This is a genomic window from Pseudomonas sp. B21-047, from assembly GCF_024748775.1.
Lineage (GTDB): Bacteria > Pseudomonadota > Gammaproteobacteria > Pseudomonadales > Pseudomonadaceae > Aquipseudomonas > Aquipseudomonas capeferrum.
Genome location: NZ_CP087169.1, coordinates 1,768,075 through 1,785,035, shown reverse-complemented (window position 1 = coordinate 1,785,035; position 16,961 = coordinate 1,768,075). Strand labels below are relative to the sequence as shown.

Sequence of the window (16,961 nt, the reverse complement as noted above, 5' to 3'; positions counted from 1 at the left end):
CTGAAACCGACGTGAGGTTCAGGGGGTTTCAGCTGCCCCGCTTCGCGGCCCGTCAGTCCAGCACGACATGCGGCAAAAACCGCGAGCTGTCCTTGGTAATCAGTGAGTCATCCTCACGGATGCCGATACCCGCCGCTGTGTCACCGACTACCCACGAACCGATCAGCGTGTAGCTGTCAGCAAACCTGGGCAACGGCGCAAACCCTTGCAGGATGTACGGCGCATCGTTGTAGGGCCCGTCTTCGAACACCCGCTGCCCCTCGCCGGTGCGGATGTCCACATTGGCCCCTTCCCGCGAGAAATACGGCTTGCGTACCCAGCCCTTGGGCACAGGCCGCGAAGGGTTATCGTCGATGAAGGCCGGCAACAGGTTGGGGTGGCCTGGGTGCCATTCCCACAGCAACGGCAAGATGCCCTTGTTGGAGATCAGCGCCTTCCACGGCGGCTCGATGAACTGCGTGTCACAACCTGGGATGGCCTTGCCGAAGGCTTCGTGGAAAATGTGCTCCCAGGCGTGCAGCTTGAACAAGCGCTGAATCGGCTGCCCCTCCAGGTCAACGAAACGCCCCTCGCCATTCAGGCCGATGTCCTCCAGGTCGATATGCCGGGTGGGAATACCGGCGTGCGCGGCCATCTTGCGCAAAAAGTCCGTTGTGCCACGGTCCTCTACCGAGCCCGAGATGGTCGAGAAGTAGAACGTGCCCTGCCCCTGCTGCGCGGCAAACGCCTGAATGAGGTCTGCGGCCAGGGTATTGAACTGGCTGGCATGCGCGGGCAGAACGCCCCGCTGGATCTGCTCTTCAAGCCAGATCAACTGGAACGCCGCCGCCTCGTACAGCGAGGTAGGCGTGTCGTAGTTGGCCTCGATCAGTTTCACCGGGCCATGGCCGTCATAGCTGAAGTCAAAGCGCCCATACAGATGCGGCTGCCGCGCTAGCCACGAGTGCCGCACCAGGTCGAAGAATGCCGCAGGAATGGCCAGGCGCGTCATCAGCGCCTCGCTGTCGACGATACGATCAACGGCGTCCAGGCACATCGCGTGCAGTGCTTCGGTCGGGGCCTGCAAGTCGCGCTCGACCTGGGCCTGGCTGAATTGGTAGTAGCCCCGCTCGTCCCAGTAGCGCTCGCCATCGAGGGTGTGGAAGGCAAAGCCCTCTTGTTGGGCAGTGGCGCGCCAACCTGGGCGCTCTGCGAGCTCGACCTTGCGCATGCCTACCCCCCGAAGAAGCTGCCGGACTTGCCGCCCCAGCCACTGCGGGCCGTGGCCTGGCTGCCAAAGCCACCCCGCGAGATGGACGCAGAGACGGCCGAGCGCGACGCCGTGCGGCCTGACGCGCCATAGCCAGCACCGCCCCCGCCGGACGAACCGCCACTGCTGCTCTGCTCGTCCTTGTTGGTGCGCTGAATGCCCCCGGCCACACCATAACGCTGCCCAAGCAGGCCACTGCGCTGCCCGGCGCCGTCGCGATAGGTATACAGCGGCTGCGCGCGATAACGGCGGTCGGCGCTGTTGGTCATCTGCCCCAGCAGCATGCCAGCGACCACGGCGGTGGCGACGTGGCCATAGCCGCCGCCCTGAGCGTGGGCCGCATCGACCTGGGACTGGGTGACTTCGCCTGCGGTGTCCAGCTCGAACCCGCTCATGCGGGGCATGAAACGGCCACCGGCGCCTATCTGGCAACCGTCAGGGGCGAATTCGGCTTCGCAGTCGGGCTTCGATACATAGGTCGGGGCGGTGCGCCGGTACTCGGCCAGCGCCTGCTTGTAGGCATCGTTGCACGCCTTCTCCGGCACCTTGTCGTTGACGCAGGCTTCGACACTGCCGTAGTTCACCTGCTGGCTGACGGTGTAGGTTTCCTCTTGCGGGCTGCACGCGGTCAACGCCAAGGGCAGCGAGCTGGCCAGCACCAGCTTGACGGAGCTTCGTCTCATTGGGGGTTTCATGGGGGCTCCTAGTGCGTCAGGCCGACGGGGTCATGCAAGCCGAATTGAGTAAGCCGACGCTGATCGCCACGCTGGCAGCGTAGATGGCAGCGGCCAGTTCGCCTGCGGCGATACGCCTGGACAGGCCGCGCAGCACCAGGCTGGTAAGGCCGAAGGCAAGCAACTGCACCACTGCCGCAATCACTACCCAAGCCACGACGTCCAGGATGCCGACGCTGTAGGCAATGATATTGCTGGCCGGCAGCGAAAAGCCGATCAGCGAGCCGCCCAGGGCAATGGCCGCGGCCGGGTTGTTCTCACGAATGAGCGCGAACTCGCGGTGCGGAGTAAGGCGGGTATAGATGAACTGGAACAGCCAGAACAGCAACAGTGCCACGCTGATATAAAGGATGAAGCCAGTCACTGCAGTGGCATTGAGCGACAGGCGCAGAGCGTCGAGCATGGTGAGTCCTTGTCAGGTTACGTGAAAGTCCGTGGGGTGTAGGGTGACGCCCAACGAAGTGGTGAAAGTGGCGTTGCCCTGCTCGTCCTCCTCCGCTGACAGCAGCAGGAATTCGCGACGCTCTGGCAGGCCGGTATCGCGGGCGTAGAGCATCGACAGGTGCTGGATGCCATAGCGCGCATCAGGGCTGGTCACGCGCTCGTGCAACGGAACCAGTTTGGCCTGGCCTGCCTCCTGGCCCCACTGGCGGGAATACAGGTAGCCGTCGTGTTCGTAGATCGGCAGGCCGACCTTGGACTGGCTGCCGACAAGGCGCTGAAGGTGCGACGCGTCGCGGATCGGTACAGCGCTGTGATAACCGAACAATACGGTATCACCCACTTCGCTACCGTTCATCAGCACTTGCAGCCAATAGTCTTCGTCGTCCAGATAGAAACGCAGCAGGTGCATCGAAGCACCGAGGTCGACCTCGCCGATGGCCCAGACCGTTTCCGGGCCGGGAACCAGCAGTTGCGAATGCCCCTCAAGCAATGGTTTGAGTGACGCAGCGGGTGTGAACCGGCGACCGCTGAGCAAGCCAAATGGCGGCGTGGCACTAGGCGAAAGTGGCATCGTAAACGTCCTGAAGCGGGGCAGTCCTTGCGAGGGGCGACACCTTAACGGGTTTGGCCGCCCGAGCCAATTCAAGCACTGTTTGCGAAACACTGTTGCGGGGGCAACAGCCAACAGCCCCGAGACGCATCAGCGTTGTTTACGCATACCCATGTGCGCATCATCCATCAGCGCCTTGGCCATTTCGCAAAGAAAGTGCGAAGCCCAGACCAGCACAGGTTCGTCGTCCATCACACCGATGAACGATGCCCGTCGTGAGCAATCCAGCAGCAGCGAGGCCTGCTCGATGGCATGGTTGCAGCAGTTGCCGGCTTCAACGCGAAACAGGCGCTTGCCCTTTATCACGCCGTCCATGCACGACGCTGAACCTACGGTCAAAACGAGCGTGCCGGTGCCTTCTGGTATTGTCTTGTCCATTTCAAATCCCCTTGCGCTGTCGCGCAGAAAACAACCTTTGCATTCGAGTTGACGACCCAGTGGGCGCGGGTTACCCGCGAAGGGCTGCAAGGCAGCCCCGGCACGGGTGAACGTCAATGCAACGTATGCATCTGCGGCCGTTGCGTCAGTTGCACCTGCGCAACCGCCGATTCCAGCAATGAGCGCACGGCCTCCATCTCGTGCATGACTGCCAGGGTCATGATCGAGGCGGGCGACTTGGGCAGCGTGGAGACGGCGTGATGGGCGACTGCCAAGGCGCAGAGTACGTACTCCGTGGCCTGGATCAGGGTGTCTTCGAGGTAATGAGTGGCATCGGGGGAGCAAGGTGGGTCAGGGACGATCTTGAGCATGACAACCTCCAGACAACATTAAAGTCGGACCGTCGCCAAATTACTTGCAGATGAATGGGTGGCGGCTACGTGCGGGCCTGCAAGACCGGACTTGGAGGTCAATTGCCCGGCTGGCCCGAGGGCCACCCACACGCAGCCACCATTGAGCAAAGCCAACAGCCACTGAGACCAATCCAAGCTACGGGCTTGCAGACCCGGTCGTTGAATATGCAACGACCCAGCGAGACTAGGGGGCTCAGCTTTCCATCGCAATGACGCAATGGCCTGCAAAGGGTTATTCAGAAGCGTCCTACAAGGAAGAGCCAAAATCTGATTATTCATATGTGCAAGTCCTGTTCATGCGCACATGGTTCCCTATCGGCCGTGTTCAAGGCACCGATCGATTGGATACCCCTGGCCCTTGGCGCCGTGCGCCCCACCCAAGGCAAAACCCTGGCCGTGATGCAGGTATGCGGCGGCTCGCAGTCGTTCAAACGACAGCGGCCGCATGAAGCCATCGCCGTATAGCGCCGAACAGCTTACCGCGCGGGTGAACCAGCGTTCGATCTGAGCACCTGGTGTTTGCAGGGGCTCTGGCCTTGACGCCCCCTGCGGCGCCCAGTATTTTTTCAGCCCCTTCCTTTTCGGCTACCTCTGCTGTGCACCGCCCAGGCGTTAAATCGCGAAGCGGGCATTCATGATGCCGACACTTATACGGTCGCCACTCAATGGCGTGCCGCTATCCGTCATCAAGTGCAAAAGGTTGCTTCCATGATCATTCGTCAGGCCAACGCCGCCGACCACTCGCTGCTGCTCGACATCTGGCTGCGCGCCGTTCGCGCCACTCACCATTTTTTGCAGGCATCCGACATAGACGCGCTGCTACCGCAGCTGCGCGACGTTTACCTACCCGCGGTCGAGCTGTGGGTTGCAGTCGATGCTGACGACTGCCCGCAGGGCTTTATCGGGCTGAATCAGCACCATGTGGAAATGCTCTTTATCGATCCCGATTTGCGTGGGCAAGGCATTGGCCGCGCGCTCCTGGATTACGCCCGCAGTTCGCGCAGCGCATTGAGCGTTGATGTGAACGAGCAGAACCCCGAGGCCGTGGGGTTTTATCTGCATTACGGGTTTGTGCAAACGGGGCGCTCTGCGCTGGATGGCGAGGGGCGGCCATTTCCGTTGTTGCATATGAGCTTGCCTGGCTAGGCACCTGGCAAAATCGTTCCTGCGCCAGGGCGCAGGGACGATTTCCATGCAGCGCGACAGCATCGCGGTCCGAGCCACCGAAAGGGTGCGCTGACAACTCCGATAGTCATTGGTTCCGGGTGGATTTGTGGATACAATTTCCGGCTGTCGCAGAAAAACAAACCGGGATCTCGATGTCTACTATCAGGGTTGATATACAAGTCTTACGCGGGCTTGCTGTCTTATTCGTCGTTCTAGAACACTTGGCTATCCCGGGATTCCACTATGGATATCTGGGCGTAGACATATTCTTTGTCATCTCTGGCTTCTTGATTACATCAATTGTTTCAAGAGGACTAGCGCGCGATAAGTTCTCCTTCAAAGAATTCTATCTTCGCCGCGCCAAACGCCTGCTGCCTGCTTCGTTCGTAACGATCCTTGCAACTATCATTGCGGCGAAACTCTTCCTGCCACCCATGCAGATTGAATCGCTGAAGCAACAGATCATCGGTGCGCTGACCTTCTCCACAAACTTTGTATTGTTGAGCCAGGCGGGTTACTTCGACCTTGAGTCTGCGACCAAGCCTTTACTGCACATGTGGTCGCTCGCGGTTGAAGAACAGTTCTACTTCTTTGTCCCAGCGCTGCTGGCCTTCACCCCGGCCAAGCACTGGCGGAAGATCCTGGTGGTGCTGGCCATCGCCAGCTTCGTTGGCTGCCTGTACCTGTCCTTGAGTAACCAGTCGGCAGCGTTCTATCTGCTCCCGACCCGGGCGTGGGAACTGCTGATCGGCAGCATTGCGTCCATGCTCGTGCACAGTGCCGCCGTCAAGAACGTCACGTCGAAGCTGGCTATCCCGGCATTCGCCGTGCTGCTGGCATCGCCCTTCGTCAACTCTGGCCTGTCGCACCCTGGCCTTGACGCAGTGGTGGTTTGCTTCGCTACTGCCATCGTACTTCTGGCGAATCACCGACTGATCAACAGCAAGGTTTGGACACCCATCGAGAAAGCGGGCGACATCTCCTACTCCCTGTACCTGGTCCACTGGCCAATCATCGCGATCGCGAACGCCTCAATCGGCACCGAGAGCATGACGGTGAAAGCGACCCTGCTAGCCGCTTCGTTGGTCACGGCCATCGCACTGTACAACCTGGTGGAAAAGCCTTTCCGGGTTATGCAGTACGGCTTCAAGCCATCGCTGGTCGTCTTCCCTGCCCTTACCCTGGCACTGTTCGGCCTTTCGCATTCGTTCCTGAAGGTCCAGTCGGCGGAGAAGATCGAGAAGCTGTTCGCACCAAACTACGGCCTTGACCGGTCCTGCGGCACCAACATCTATAAAGACACCGAGAAGTGCCGGACCTCGCAAGATCCGAAGATCATCGTGTGGGGCGACTCCTATGCAATGCACAACATCCCTGGACTGTCGCAAGCGCAGAAGATCGATATCCGCCAAGCCACCCGCAGTGCCTGCGCGCCCTTCCTGAACACAGCGCCGAATACCAAGCGCAGCGACTTCGAAGAGCAAGCGCGTCAGTGCGTTGGCTTCAACGACAGCACCTTCAAGTTCATCAGCGACACCCCGTCGATCAAGACCGTTATCCTGGCCGGCTCCTACGGCCAGTACATGCAAGACACCTTCGAGTCGATTTCCTTCGACACCAGCGGGGTAATGCAGATTGAAAAGTCCACCCCAGAGCGCGCCATGAAGGATATGCAGGTGGTCGTCGAGAAGCTGAAGGCACTGGGTAAGCAGGTGGTCATCATTTCTCCGCCGCCCCCCATCAACACCACCATCGTGAGCTGCATTCAGGCCGAAATGGCCAGTCCATCGCTCACCAATCAATCCAGCAAATGCCTGCTCGACAGGAAGCTGTTCGAGCGCTCCCACAAGAATGTGCTCAACCTGATGAAGTACGCCGAGACTAGCCTCGGTGCCAAGGTGATCTACCTGTCCGACGCACTCTGTGATGCCAAGTCGTGCAAAACCATCATCGATGGCGTGCCGATCTACCGAGATCCAGGCCACCTGAGCAACACCGGCTCTGTGAAGTTGTACCAGAAAATGCCTAACATCCTGGCCGGCATCAACAGCAATAGCTAACGGCGGCAGGTCGGCTGGATTGCATGCGGCGCCTGGTCTGATCGACCGGCGCCGCAGTCATTTCAGCTTGCCCGCTCGATCATCGGCTTGACAGTGATGCCTTGGCGTTTCGCCTCCGCTATCGCGCCCGGCTCGTAGAGCTTGGCCTCTCGATTCCGGATCCAGAAATGGGCTCTGCGCCTGCGATCGAAGGTCTGGGTTTCCTGATAAACTGCCGCCACTTCCTTCATGATTTGGATCTGGACTGTGAAGCCAGATGACCCGTCCTTGCGCTTGCGCTGCGTGATGGTTCCCATTGGATTTGCTCCATGGCTGATTTGCTAAACAGAAGCAACGTCTGTAGCAAAACCAGCAAGAACCGGAAAAAGCGACGACAAACAGAGACCCCAAAATGCTACTGAAACAAGCAGAAACTCCAGCAACCTCAGGCGATTTGGTAGTTAGGAGGTTTTCTGTCGCGCCGATGATGGACTGGACAGACCGCCACTGCCGCTTCTTCCTGCGCCTGCTCTCCAAGCACACCCTGCTCTACACCGAAATGGTCACCACCGGCGCCCTGCTGCACAACGACGCCCACCGTTTCCTGCGTCACGACGTGTCCGAGCACCCGTTGGCCCTGCAACTGGGTGGTAGCGTGCCGGCTGACCTGGCGGCCTGCGCGCGCTTGGCCGAAGAGGCCGGTTACGACGAGGTCAACCTCAACGTCGGCTGCCCGAGCGACCGGGTGCAGAACAACATGATCGGCGCCTGCCTGATGGCCCACCCGGCGCTGGTGGCCGATTGCGTGAAGGCCATGCGGGATGCGGTTTCGACGCCGGTGACGGTGAAGCACCGCATCGGCATCAATGGCCGTGACAGCTATGCCGAGCTGTGCGACTTCGTCGGCCAGGTGCGTGAGGCCGGGTGCCGGAGTTTTACCGTGCATGCGCGGATCGCGATTCTTGAGGGGCTGTCGCCCAAGGAGAACCGTGAGGTGCCGCCATTGCGCTATGACGTGGCGGCACAGTTGAAGGCGGACTTCCCGGACCTGGAGTTTGTGCTCAACGGGGGGATCAAGACCTTGGCGCAATGCCAGGCGCACCTTGAAACGTTCGACGGGGTGATGCTGGGGCGTGAGGCGTACCACAACCCTTACCTGCTGGCCGATGTCGACCAGCAACTGTTTGGCAGCGAGGCGCCGATGGTCAGCCGCAGCGAGGCGTTGGCGCTGCTGCGGCCTTATATCGTGGCGCATATGGAAAGTGGCGGGGCAATGCACCACATCACCCGGCATATTCTGGGGCTGGCCCAGGGGTTCAAGGGCGCGCGGCGGTTCCGGCAGTTGCTGTCGGCGGATATTCACAAGGCGGCCGAGCCGTTGGCGGTGTTTGATCAAGCGGCGGAACTGATGGAGGGGCGTTGAAAAGGCGCACGCGCTCCCAGGGCACTTGGGGTGTGGCACTGGCGATTTTTGCTCCGGTCGCCATCATCCTGTTGGTGGCCTCGCAGTACCCAACCATGATCGAGCGCAGGGTTGAAGCGAGGAAGGCGCAGGCGCGGGCGGCACAACCAGCACCTCGGCCTGCGGGGACCACGCTGGAAATCATCATGCCCGACGGCAAACGGCTCCAGGAAGGGGAATCCGGCACCTTGGGCGAGGCGCTGAAAAGCAGATAGTCCAGCAGACTTGGGAACCTCGCGGCGGGAGGGGACTCGAATCATCACCTTTCGCAGCCCTTTCCGACCGGCCCGATGCCCCGGCAAGGCCGCTTTGCACGCCCGGCTTCGACGGGCCTTGAGCGGCCGCCGGGGCTCGGGTAATGTCGAGTCATTGCACAGGACAGAGCACGCCCATGACCTCCAAGCTGGAACAACTCAAACAGTTCACCACCGTGGTCGCCGACACCGGGGACCTGGACGCCATCACCCGCCTGAAACCGGTCGATGCCACCACCAACCCGTCGCTGCTGCTCAAGGCGGCTGCCATGCCCGGCTATGCGGAACTGCTCAAGCAGGTGAAGGGCGATGCCAACGGCGATGTGGACCTGGCCTGCGACAAGTTCGCGGTGGCGGTGGGTTCGGGCATTCTGAAGGCCATCCCTGGGCGAATCTCCACCGAAGTGGATGCCCGCCTGTCGTTCGATGAACCGGCCCTGCTGGCCAAGGCCCGTCAGTTGATCGCGCTGTACGACAAAGCCGGGGTCGGCAAAGACCGCGTGCTGATCAAGCTGGCCTCCACCTGGGAAGGCATCCGCGCCGCCGAGAAGCTGGAGAAGGAAGGCATCCAGACCAACCTCACCCTGCTGTTCTCCTTCGCCCAGGCTCAGGCCTGCGCCGATGCCGGGGTGTTCCTGATTTCGCCGTTCGTGGGCCGTATCTACGACTGGTACAAGAAAAACACTGGCAAGGAGTACGTGGGCGCCGAGGACCCGGGCGTGCAATCGGTAACGCGCATCTACGACTACTACAAGACCAATGGCTACGACACCGTGGTCATGGGCGCCAGCTTCCGCAACATCAGCCAGATCGAGCAGTTGGCAGGCTGCGATCGCCTGACCATCAGCCCCGAGCTGCTGCAGCAACTGAGCGATGATCAGGGCGAGCTGCCGCGCGTGCTCAAACCGGGCAACGCTGGCGAGGCCAAGCAGGTGTTGAGCGAGAGCCAGTTCCGCTGGGCGATGAACGAAGATGCCATGGGCACCGAGAAGCTGGCCGAGGGTATTCGTCAGTTTGCCCGCGATCAGGAGAAGCTGGAGAAACTGATGGCTGAAAAAGCCTGATACATATTAGGTTTGCCTGACGGGCGGGAAATGCTCAGCATTTTCCGCCCGTTTTTGGTTTGGCGCTGAATAGCGCCAGGCTTCAGAGGTATTTTGAATTCGATGGCCTATTCGCGGGCAAGCCCGCTGCCACTGGTGCAGTGCTGTCGCTGCACGGGTGGATGGGCTGTCTAGCCAACAGAGCTGTTGATGACCTCATCCCTACCCCTCGTTCTTGCCGGCCCGGTACTGCGCCGGCTAGAGCCCCAGCGCCTGGCCATCTGGCTGGTCGCCACGCAACCCTTGCAACCCGAATTCACCCTGGACGGCGCAGCGCGTACAGCCAACGCCACTTGCCAGGTTATCCCGATAGGCCAGCACGCGTTTATCCACTTGCTGGATATCCACTTCGACCAGCCCCTCCCTTGCAACCAGGCGCTGGGCTATGACTTGCGCATCGATGGCCAGGGCATCGCCGAGTGGGCACCCCACCTGCTCTACCCAGGCTGCCAGCGCCCAAGCTTTGTGCTGCGGGACCGCCTCGACCATTTATTGCATGGTTCTTGTCGCAAGCCGCACCACCCTGCCGCGGATGGCCTGCTCTGCGCCGACCGTTTGCTGGCACAGTGCGAACAGCCCGAACAGCGCCCTGCCGTGCTGCTGATGAGCGGTGACCAGGTGTATGCCGACGATGTTGCCGGCCCCATGCTGCGGGCCATCCATAGTCTGATCGAGCGCCTGGGGCTGTTCGACGAACAGCTCGATGGTGCGGTGGTGGCCGACAGCACAGCGCTGTACCAGCACCCAGCCAGCTATTACCACCGTGCAGACCTGCTGCCGGCCCAAGAACAGAACGAAAGCCTGCGCGAGCGCTTTTTCGGCGGCAAACGCAAGCCGATCTTCTCGTCAAGCAATGCCGACAACCACCTGGTCACCTTCGCTGAAGTCATGGCCATGTACCTGCTGGTATGGTCACCCGAGCCTTGGCGCCTGGTGAACCTGGACATGCCCGCCGGGCTCACTGATGAGCGCCAGGCGCGGTATCGGCAAGAGCTGCCACTGATCGAGGCCTTCGCCAGCAACCTGGGCCAGGTGGCACGGGTAATGGCCCACCTGCCGTGCCTGATGATCTTCGATGACCACGACATCACCGACGACTGGAACCTCTCGGCACAGTGGGAAGAAACCGCCTATGGCCACCCCTTCTCACGGCGCATCATCGGCAACGCGTTGCTTGGCTACTTGCTGTGCCAGGGCTGGGGCAACGACCCGGATGGCTGCGCGGGGCTGGTCGAGCGCTGCCAGGTGCTGACAGGTACAACGCTAGACAGCCCGGCACAGGACGAACTGATCGGCGAAGCGTTGCAGTTCCAGGGCTGGCAGTACAGCTTGCCCAGCAACCCGCCGTTGCTGGTGCTCGACACCCGCACCCGCCGCTGGCGCAGCGAAAGCAGCCTGGCCAAGCCATCCGGCCTGCTCGACTGGGAAGCGTTGAGCGAGCTGCAGCAGGCGCTGCTCGATCATCCCTCGGCGATTATCGTGTCACCCGCGCCGATCTTCGGGGTAAAACTGATCGAAACCGTGCAGAAAGCGTTCAGCTGGCTGGGCTACCCGTTGCTGGTGGATGCCGAGAACTGGATGGCACACCGCGGCGCGGCGCAGGTAATTTTGAATATCTTCCGCCACTCGCGCACGCCGGGGCATTACGTGGTGCTCTCCGGCGACGTGCATTATTCATTCGTGTATGAAGTACTGATTCGCCATCGCCAGCGCAGCCCGCACTTGTGGCAGATCACCAGCAGCGGCATCAAGAACGAGTTCCCCAGGCGCCTGCTCGATGTGCTCGACCGGCTGAACCGTTGGCTGTATTCACCACGCTCGCCGCTCAACTGGTTTACCAAGCGGCGGGAGATGGAGGTGGTGCCGCGTACGCCCAGCCATAGCAAGGCGGGGGAACGGCTGTGGAATGGTGCGGGGTTGGGGCAGGTGTTCTTTGATGAGCAAGGGCGGCCGGCGCGGGTGTTTCAGCTGGATGCCGGTGGGCGGGAAGTGACAGAGTTCGTTGCGCCGGAATAAGCGATGGTTTTAACCTTTACCGACCTCTTGGCGGGGTAAGCCCGCTGCCATGGGCCGGTAAAGGCAATGAATCAGGTGCGCTCTAGCGCATTCACCAGGTCATGGAAGGCTTCACGGTTGGAGTCATTCAAGCCCATCAGGATCTTGTGCGCCTCCAGCACCTTTGACCGCACCACCTCTTCGTTCTGGTCCTGCGACGGCAGGTCGGTCAGGCACTCCGGGCACGGTATCGGACGATCGACGATGTTGAACACCTGATCGAAGCCCATCGACTGCAGCAACCGGGAAATATCCGGGTTGGTGGTGACCACGGTCGGCAGCAGCCCAACCTTCTGGCGCGACAGGATCGACAACTTGGCCAGCAAGCCCAAGGTGGTGCTGTCGATGCTCTCGGTTTCAGTCAAGTCGATGACGATGGCCGAGAAATTCAGCGCAGTGAAGATTTTCTCGATCGTCGCATCCAGCGCCGAACACAAGGTCAGGCGCACTTCACCGACGAATTTCAGTACAAAGGTACCGCTTTGCTCGGCGAACTGAATTCTACCGGTACTCATTGAAGGTTCCTGCTCAACACCAATAGGGCGATATCATCCGGCATCTCCCCAAGCGTAGCCAATCCAAATCGTTGGCGCAGCCCATCCAGGCTGCCACCCGCTGCCTTGACGATTTCTGGCAAGGCGGCTTCTTTATCTTTGAGCGTGTCACCCGGCAAAAGGTCCAGAATGCCATCGGACATCAAGGTGAGGCTGAACACAGGCGGCAGCTCCACCACCAGGTCCTGGTAACTGGCCTCGTCGAACAACCCCACCGGCAGGCCGCGGCCTTCCAGGTAGCGGGTACTGCCCGGGGTGTACAGCACCGGCAGCGGCAAGTGGCCGCCCACGGCATAGGTCAACAGGCCGGTGTCTTCGTCGATCACACCGCCGACCATGGTCACATGCTTGCCCAGCTTGCAGTTGATCAGCCCGCGGTTGATGTGGCTGAGCACTTGCGAAGGCTTGAACTCGCGCATCTTGCTGCCGCGCTTGAATTCGAACAACAGGCGCGTGGTCATGAACTTGAGCAGCACCGTGACGAAGGCCGACGACGCGCCATGCCCGGAGACATCGGCGAGGTAGAAGGCGATGCGGCGGTCATCCACACGGAAGTAGTCGGCGAAGTCACCCGACAGGTACAGCGACGGGATGATCTGGTGCTCGAACGCGAACTCGCCGGCTACCCAGGGGCTTTCCGGCAGCATGTTCATCTGCACCTGCCGACCGGCGGTCTGGTCCTCCTGCAGCAGGTGCAGGCTGGCTTCAAGCTCACGGTTGGCCGCTTCGAGCTTGTCGCGGTAGCGCTGGTTTTCCAGCACCAGGCGCGAACGGTCGAGCGCCCGGCGCACCGAATGCTCGAGCACGGCAAGGTCTTCCAGCGGCTTGATCAGGTAGTCGGCAGCGCCCAGGCGCAAGGCCTCGACCGCATCGCTCATGACGCCGGCACCGGACACCACGATCACCGGCAATTGCGGCGCGCGCTCGCTGATCTGGCGGATCAGTTCGAGCCCGCCCATCTGCGGCATGCGCAGATCGCAGATCACGAGGTCGGGCTGGTGTTCTTCGAAGACCTGAAGCCCCTGCTGGCCATTACCGGCCTGGAGGACGCTGAAACCACTGTCTTCAAGATAGGCGGCGAGGCTCGCACGGACCACGTCGTCGTCATCGATGATCAACAGCGTTGCACTGGTTTTCTGCATGTGGGCGAACGGCGCCGATTTGGGTTGGTGCAGCGGTGTCGGCAAAGCTGACGGCCAGCTACGGGAATACTCTGTGGTAACACTCTACTTGAGTTGTAGGACAAGAAGACCCGCCCGGCAACTATCAGCGCTACCCTGTAAGGCGCAGACGGTACTCCCATCCGCCAGGCGTTTCAAGCGTACGAGGGTCGACCTCGCTGCTCTTTACAGGCCAAATCACCGGGAGTTATAAGAAAGCCGACCCGTGCAACCCAAAGGGAAGGATGCAGCATGCCTCAGACGCCCTCCAACCACAGCGAAAAACGCGATTTCATCCGCATGCGCATCGATACCGAGGTGAGCCTGCTGCACGAAGGCCAGGTGATTGCGGCGGTGTGCCTGGACCTGTCCAGCGGGGGCATGCAGGTGCAGGCGCCGCAGCGCTTTCAGGTGGGGGATACGCTTGAGGTGCGGATCGATTCCGATCACCCGGCGCTCAAGGGCTTGCACGCCAGCACCGAGGTGGTGTGGATCGCCGATCAGCCCGATGGGCAGCAGAAGTTCGGCCTGCGCATCCTGGCCATGCATTGACGCGGGGGCTGCAGGGCAGCCCCTTGTTCAAGAATCAGAAGTCGTCTTCGACTTCGCCGTCCTTGACCTTGAACTCGCGGTTCTGCAGGTAGGCGTTGCGAATGAAGATGTACTTGTCGCCCTGAATCAGTTTTTCCGCCGGCAGCAGGCTGGCGCGGGTATCGATCACGTCCAGTGCAAAGATCGAGTTGCGCGTCGGCACATGGTCGATATAGCGGTAGGGCTTGGTGTAGCTGTCAGGGTACTTGGCCAGGCCATCACGCACGGTGCTTGGGCCCAGCAACGGGATGACTACGTAAGGGCCGCTGCCCACACCCCAGTAGCCCAGGGTCTGGCCAAAGTCCTCGTCGCTGCGCTGCAGGCCCATCTTGGTGCCGACGTCGAAGAAGCCACCGATGCCGAACGTGGTGTTGACGATCAAGCGTGCGGTGTCCACCCCTGCCGCATGCGGCTTGAGCTGCAGCACGTTGTTGACCAGGTTGGTCACGTCGCCCAGGTTGCGGAAGACATTGTGGATGCCGTCTTCGAGGAATTGCGGCGTCACCGCCTCGTAGCCCTTGGCCAATGGCTTGAGGGCATAGGTGTCGACGGTATCGTTGAACCTGAAGATCGGTCGGTTGACCGCCTCCCACGGGTCGTCCTCGGTGGCCGCCTGGGTAGCCGCCACGGGCGCCAGCAGCAAGCTGGCGCAGACACAGGCCTGGGTGACTCGCTCGATCACACCGGCACCGATCCTACGCATAGATGTCTCTCCATCGAATTTCTTGGCCGCAGCCGCACCGGGCGCGCTGCTGGTAAGGCGCAAGTATAAGGGCTTACGGGCTGATCACCAGCATTACACATTTTTGCTCAAGATTTTGTGAGCGCATGTTGCACCGTCATCGCCCAGTAACAATGGCGGCATAGCCTGCGGACTATTTCAGGGAAGTTGCCATGCACGATGCATCCGCCTTCACTGCTGTGCTGTTCGGCCTGCGTGGCTGCCTGGTCCAGGGGGCGAACGGCAACCCGCTGCCCGCGCCCGGCGCCCTGGCAACACTCGCCAGCCTGCGCCAGCGCCAGGTGCCCTGCATCTGGCTGGACGACCTGAGTGCCACGCAAGGCAAACGCCTGGCCAACGTGCTGCCCGACTGGTTGCCGGGGCATTCGGTTAATGGTGTGCGCTGGCCGGCACCGAACGCCTGCTGGCAGGCACTGATGGCGCTGGACAGCGCGCGCCTGGATGGCTGCGTACTGGTCAGTGGCGAACCGGCGCTATTGCAATCGGGCCTGAACGCCGGCTTGTGGACCGTGGGCCTGGCCGCCTGCAGCCCTTATTGCGACCTCAGTTCCCGCCATTGGCAAGCCATGAGCCAACAGGAGCGGGACCTGGCCCGCGGCAAGGCCACCCTCGAACTGTTCAGCCTGGGCGTGCACTCGGTGATCGATCACCTCGAAGCGCTGGACACCTGCCTGCAGGACATTGCCCAACGGCGCCGCAAGGGTGAAAAACCCTGATACAGCACCTTTGATGCGGATCATGCAAAGCGGCTGCAAGTGGATTACATTGAAAGCAGGCCAGAACCTTTGCCGCTTCGCTGAGGTCCATGCCTTGCCAAGCCATTGATGGAGAAAAGCCAATGCCTGCCCGCGAATTGCAAGAGCGTCTGAACAGCTTGCGCGAGCAACTGGACCGGAACGTACCGCTTTCGGAAGAAGAGCTGGCCGCCCTGCATGAGGAAGCCAGACAGATAGAAGCGCAACTGAAGCTTGAAGAAGCCACGCCGGACAACAACCTGGTGGATGGCGTGAACCTGGCGATTGAACGCTTCGAGGCTGATCACCCCGACTTGACCGCTACCCTGCGCAGCATTGCCAATTCGCTGCACAGCATGGGGATCTGAAATAGCAAGGGCCGTTTCTCGGCCCCGTCATGTCAGAATTACTGACGCACCAGGCGCACGTTATTCGGGCTGATCGCCCCGGTGCTACGATACGGGTTGATATCCAGCCCCCCTCGTCGCACATACCGCGCATACACCGTCAAATGCTCAGGCTGCAGCAGGTTCTTCAAGTCCAGGTAGATCCGCTCCACGCACTGCTCATGGAAGTCGGCATGCTGACGGAAGCTGATCAGGTAAGTCAGCAGGCTGGCATGGTCCAGCGCCCTGCCCTTGTACTCGACCACGACGCTCCCCCAGTCCGGTTGACCGGTGACCGGGCAGTTGGATTTGAGCAAATGGCTGTGTACGGTCTCTTCCACCACACGCTCCGGGTTGCAGCGCAGCAGCTCCGGTTGCGGCTGTTCATAGTTGCTGATGGCCACATCCAGTGCATCGATGCACTGCCCCGGCAACGCCACCACCCCCTGGGCCTCGACTTCAGCCAAGGTGCGAACCTTGACGCTGACCGGCTTGCCAGCGGCTGCCGACAAGTCCTTCTCCAGGCAAGCCTGCAGCTCGCCAATCGCGGCGAACACCGTCTGGTTCAGCGAGTTCAGGTACAACTTGAACGACTTGGACTCGATGATATTCGGCGAATCGGCAGGGATGGCGAACTCACCGATCGCTACCACCGGCTTGCCCGAGGGCAACAGCCACGACAACTCGAAGCAGTTCCAGTAGTCCACGCCCTGCCATGGCAGGGTCTGGGCAGTGACGCCCAGCTCGGCCCACTTGGCAGTACGCGGGATCGGGAACAGCAGCTCAGGGGAGTAGGTAGCGATGTATTCGCTGGACTTGCCCAGCGGGGAGTGTTCGGCGGCGGGATGCATGGAAACTGACCTGAAGGTTCGAAATACCCCTAGTC

Annotated in this window: 20 protein-coding genes and 1 pseudogene; 10 read left to right on the top strand and 11 right to left on the bottom strand. The window is 61.1% G+C overall.

Annotation, left to right across the window (positions count from 1 at the left end):
* Positions 1-52 precede the first annotated feature (52 nt).
* From LOY26_RS08195 to LOY26_RS08170, 6 genes are all read right to left on the bottom strand, one after another.
* A complete protein-coding gene (locus LOY26_RS08195) occupies positions 53-1,210 on the bottom strand; it encodes a glutathionylspermidine synthase family protein (RefSeq protein WP_186665734.1) in 1,158 nt (385 codons plus the stop codon).
* A gap of 2 nt (positions 1,211-1,212) precedes the next feature.
* Positions 1,213-1,932: a DUF1190 domain-containing protein gene (locus tag LOY26_RS08190; RefSeq protein ID WP_186665731.1), complete on the bottom strand. Its 720-nt coding sequence runs from the start codon at positions 1,930-1,932 to the stop codon at positions 1,213-1,215.
* Between the two features lie 28 nt (positions 1,933-1,960).
* On the bottom strand, positions 1,961-2,386 hold the full coding sequence (locus LOY26_RS08185; protein WP_033700365.1) for a DUF350 domain-containing protein: 426 nt from the start codon (positions 2,384-2,386) through the stop codon (positions 1,961-1,963).
* A 12-nt stretch (positions 2,387-2,398) separates the two neighbouring features.
* A complete protein-coding gene (locus tag LOY26_RS08180; protein WP_371856445.1) occupies positions 2,399-3,073 on the bottom strand; it encodes a DUF2491 family protein in 675 nt (224 codons plus the stop codon).
* Positions 3,074-3,127: 54 nt separating this feature from the next.
* The gene (locus tag LOY26_RS08175; RefSeq protein WP_033700367.1) at positions 3,128-3,415 is read right to left on the bottom strand and encodes a DUF3077 domain-containing protein; all 288 of its coding nucleotides are present in this window, start codon (positions 3,413-3,415) and stop codon (positions 3,128-3,130) included.
* 113 nt (positions 3,416-3,528) lie between these two features.
* A complete protein-coding gene (locus tag LOY26_RS08170; RefSeq protein ID WP_033700369.1) occupies positions 3,529-3,786 on the bottom strand; it encodes a hypothetical protein in 258 nt (85 codons plus the stop codon).
* 345 nt (positions 3,787-4,131) lie between these two features.
* Here LOY26_RS08170 and LOY26_RS27000 point away from each other — a divergent pair.
* From LOY26_RS27000 to LOY26_RS08155, 3 genes and pseudogenes are all read left to right on the top strand, one after another.
* Positions 4,132-4,257 (top strand): annotated as a pseudogene (locus LOY26_RS27000) (arsenical resistance protein ArsH); the annotation flags it as partial.
* A gap of 279 nt (positions 4,258-4,536) precedes the next feature.
* Complete coding sequence (locus LOY26_RS08160) at positions 4,537-4,974, top strand: acetyltransferase (protein WP_033700370.1); 438 nt, start codon at positions 4,537-4,539, stop codon at positions 4,972-4,974.
* Positions 4,975-5,147: 173 nt separating this feature from the next.
* Entirely contained in the window at positions 5,148-7,055 is a 1,908-nt protein-coding gene (locus tag LOY26_RS08155) for an acyltransferase family protein (protein ID WP_258714571.1), read from the top strand.
* Between the two features lie 62 nt (positions 7,056-7,117).
* Here the strand turns inward: LOY26_RS08155 and LOY26_RS08150 are convergent, their stop codons facing one another.
* The gene (locus LOY26_RS08150) at positions 7,118-7,351 is read right to left on the bottom strand and encodes a hypothetical protein (RefSeq protein WP_258714570.1); all 234 of its coding nucleotides are present in this window, start codon (positions 7,349-7,351) and stop codon (positions 7,118-7,120) included.
* A 95-nt stretch (positions 7,352-7,446) separates the two neighbouring features.
* Here LOY26_RS08150 and dusA point away from each other — a divergent pair, with 95 nt between their 5' ends.
* From dusA to LOY26_RS08130, 4 genes are all read left to right on the top strand, one after another.
* Entirely contained in the window at positions 7,447-8,457 is a 1,011-nt protein-coding gene (dusA, locus tag LOY26_RS08145) for a tRNA dihydrouridine(20/20a) synthase DusA (RefSeq protein WP_258714569.1), read from the top strand.
* 32 nt (positions 8,458-8,489) lie between these two features.
* Positions 8,490-8,711 (top strand): hypothetical protein, encoded by a 222-nt coding sequence (locus LOY26_RS08140; protein WP_227696913.1) that lies wholly within the window; start codon positions 8,490-8,492, stop codon positions 8,709-8,711.
* Positions 8,712-8,887: 176 nt separating this feature from the next.
* Positions 8,888-9,814 carry a transaldolase gene (gene tal, locus LOY26_RS08135; protein ID WP_033700376.1) on the top strand — a complete coding sequence of 309 codons (927 nt, stop codon included), beginning with the start codon at positions 8,888-8,890 and terminating at the stop codon, positions 9,812-9,814.
* Positions 9,815-10,003: 189 nt separating this feature from the next.
* Positions 10,004-11,869, top strand: a complete 1,866-nt coding sequence (locus tag LOY26_RS08130; protein WP_258714568.1) for an alkaline phosphatase D family protein — start codon at positions 10,004-10,006, stop codon at positions 11,867-11,869.
* 71 nt (positions 11,870-11,940) lie between these two features.
* Here the strand turns inward: LOY26_RS08130 and rssC are convergent, their stop codons facing one another.
* Both rssC and rssB read right to left on the bottom strand, forming a co-directional pair.
* Positions 11,941-12,423 carry an anti-sigma factor antagonist RssC gene (gene rssC, locus LOY26_RS08125; protein WP_016500715.1) on the bottom strand — a complete coding sequence of 161 codons (483 nt, stop codon included), beginning with the start codon at positions 12,421-12,423 and terminating at the stop codon, positions 11,941-11,943.
* Complete coding sequence (rssB, locus tag LOY26_RS08120) at positions 12,420-13,604, bottom strand: two-component system response regulator RssB (RefSeq protein WP_258714567.1); 1,185 nt, start codon at positions 13,602-13,604, stop codon at positions 12,420-12,422. The genes rssC and rssB overlap by 4 nt, the downstream gene beginning before the upstream one ends.
* A gap of 270 nt (positions 13,605-13,874) precedes the next feature.
* Between rssB and LOY26_RS08115 the strand changes: the two genes are divergently transcribed.
* The gene (locus LOY26_RS08115) at positions 13,875-14,174 is read left to right on the top strand and encodes a PilZ domain-containing protein (RefSeq protein WP_033700379.1); all 300 of its coding nucleotides are present in this window, start codon (positions 13,875-13,877) and stop codon (positions 14,172-14,174) included.
* Positions 14,175-14,208: 34 nt separating this feature from the next.
* On the opposite strand, the gene LOY26_RS08110 is transcribed toward LOY26_RS08115, so the two are convergent.
* Complete coding sequence (locus LOY26_RS08110) at positions 14,209-14,916, bottom strand: VacJ family lipoprotein (protein WP_033700380.1); 708 nt, start codon at positions 14,914-14,916, stop codon at positions 14,209-14,211.
* Between the two features lie 191 nt (positions 14,917-15,107).
* On the opposite strand from LOY26_RS08110, the gene LOY26_RS08105 reads away from it, so the two are divergent.
* Together LOY26_RS08105 and LOY26_RS08100 are read left to right on the top strand one after the other, a co-directional pair.
* Positions 15,108-15,671, top strand: coding sequence for a hypothetical protein (locus LOY26_RS08105; protein ID WP_033700381.1), 564 nt, complete (start codon positions 15,108-15,110; stop codon positions 15,669-15,671).
* Positions 15,672-15,793: 122 nt separating this feature from the next.
* A complete protein-coding gene (locus LOY26_RS08100) occupies positions 15,794-16,057 on the top strand; it encodes a DUF4404 family protein (protein WP_003248815.1) in 264 nt (87 codons plus the stop codon).
* A gap of 38 nt (positions 16,058-16,095) precedes the next feature.
* Here the strand turns inward: LOY26_RS08100 and queF are convergent, their stop codons facing one another.
* Positions 16,096-16,926, bottom strand: a complete 831-nt coding sequence (gene queF, locus LOY26_RS08095; RefSeq protein ID WP_033700383.1) for an NADPH-dependent 7-cyano-7-deazaguanine reductase QueF — start codon at positions 16,924-16,926, stop codon at positions 16,096-16,098.
* Between the last annotated feature and the right edge of the window lie 35 nt (positions 16,927-16,961).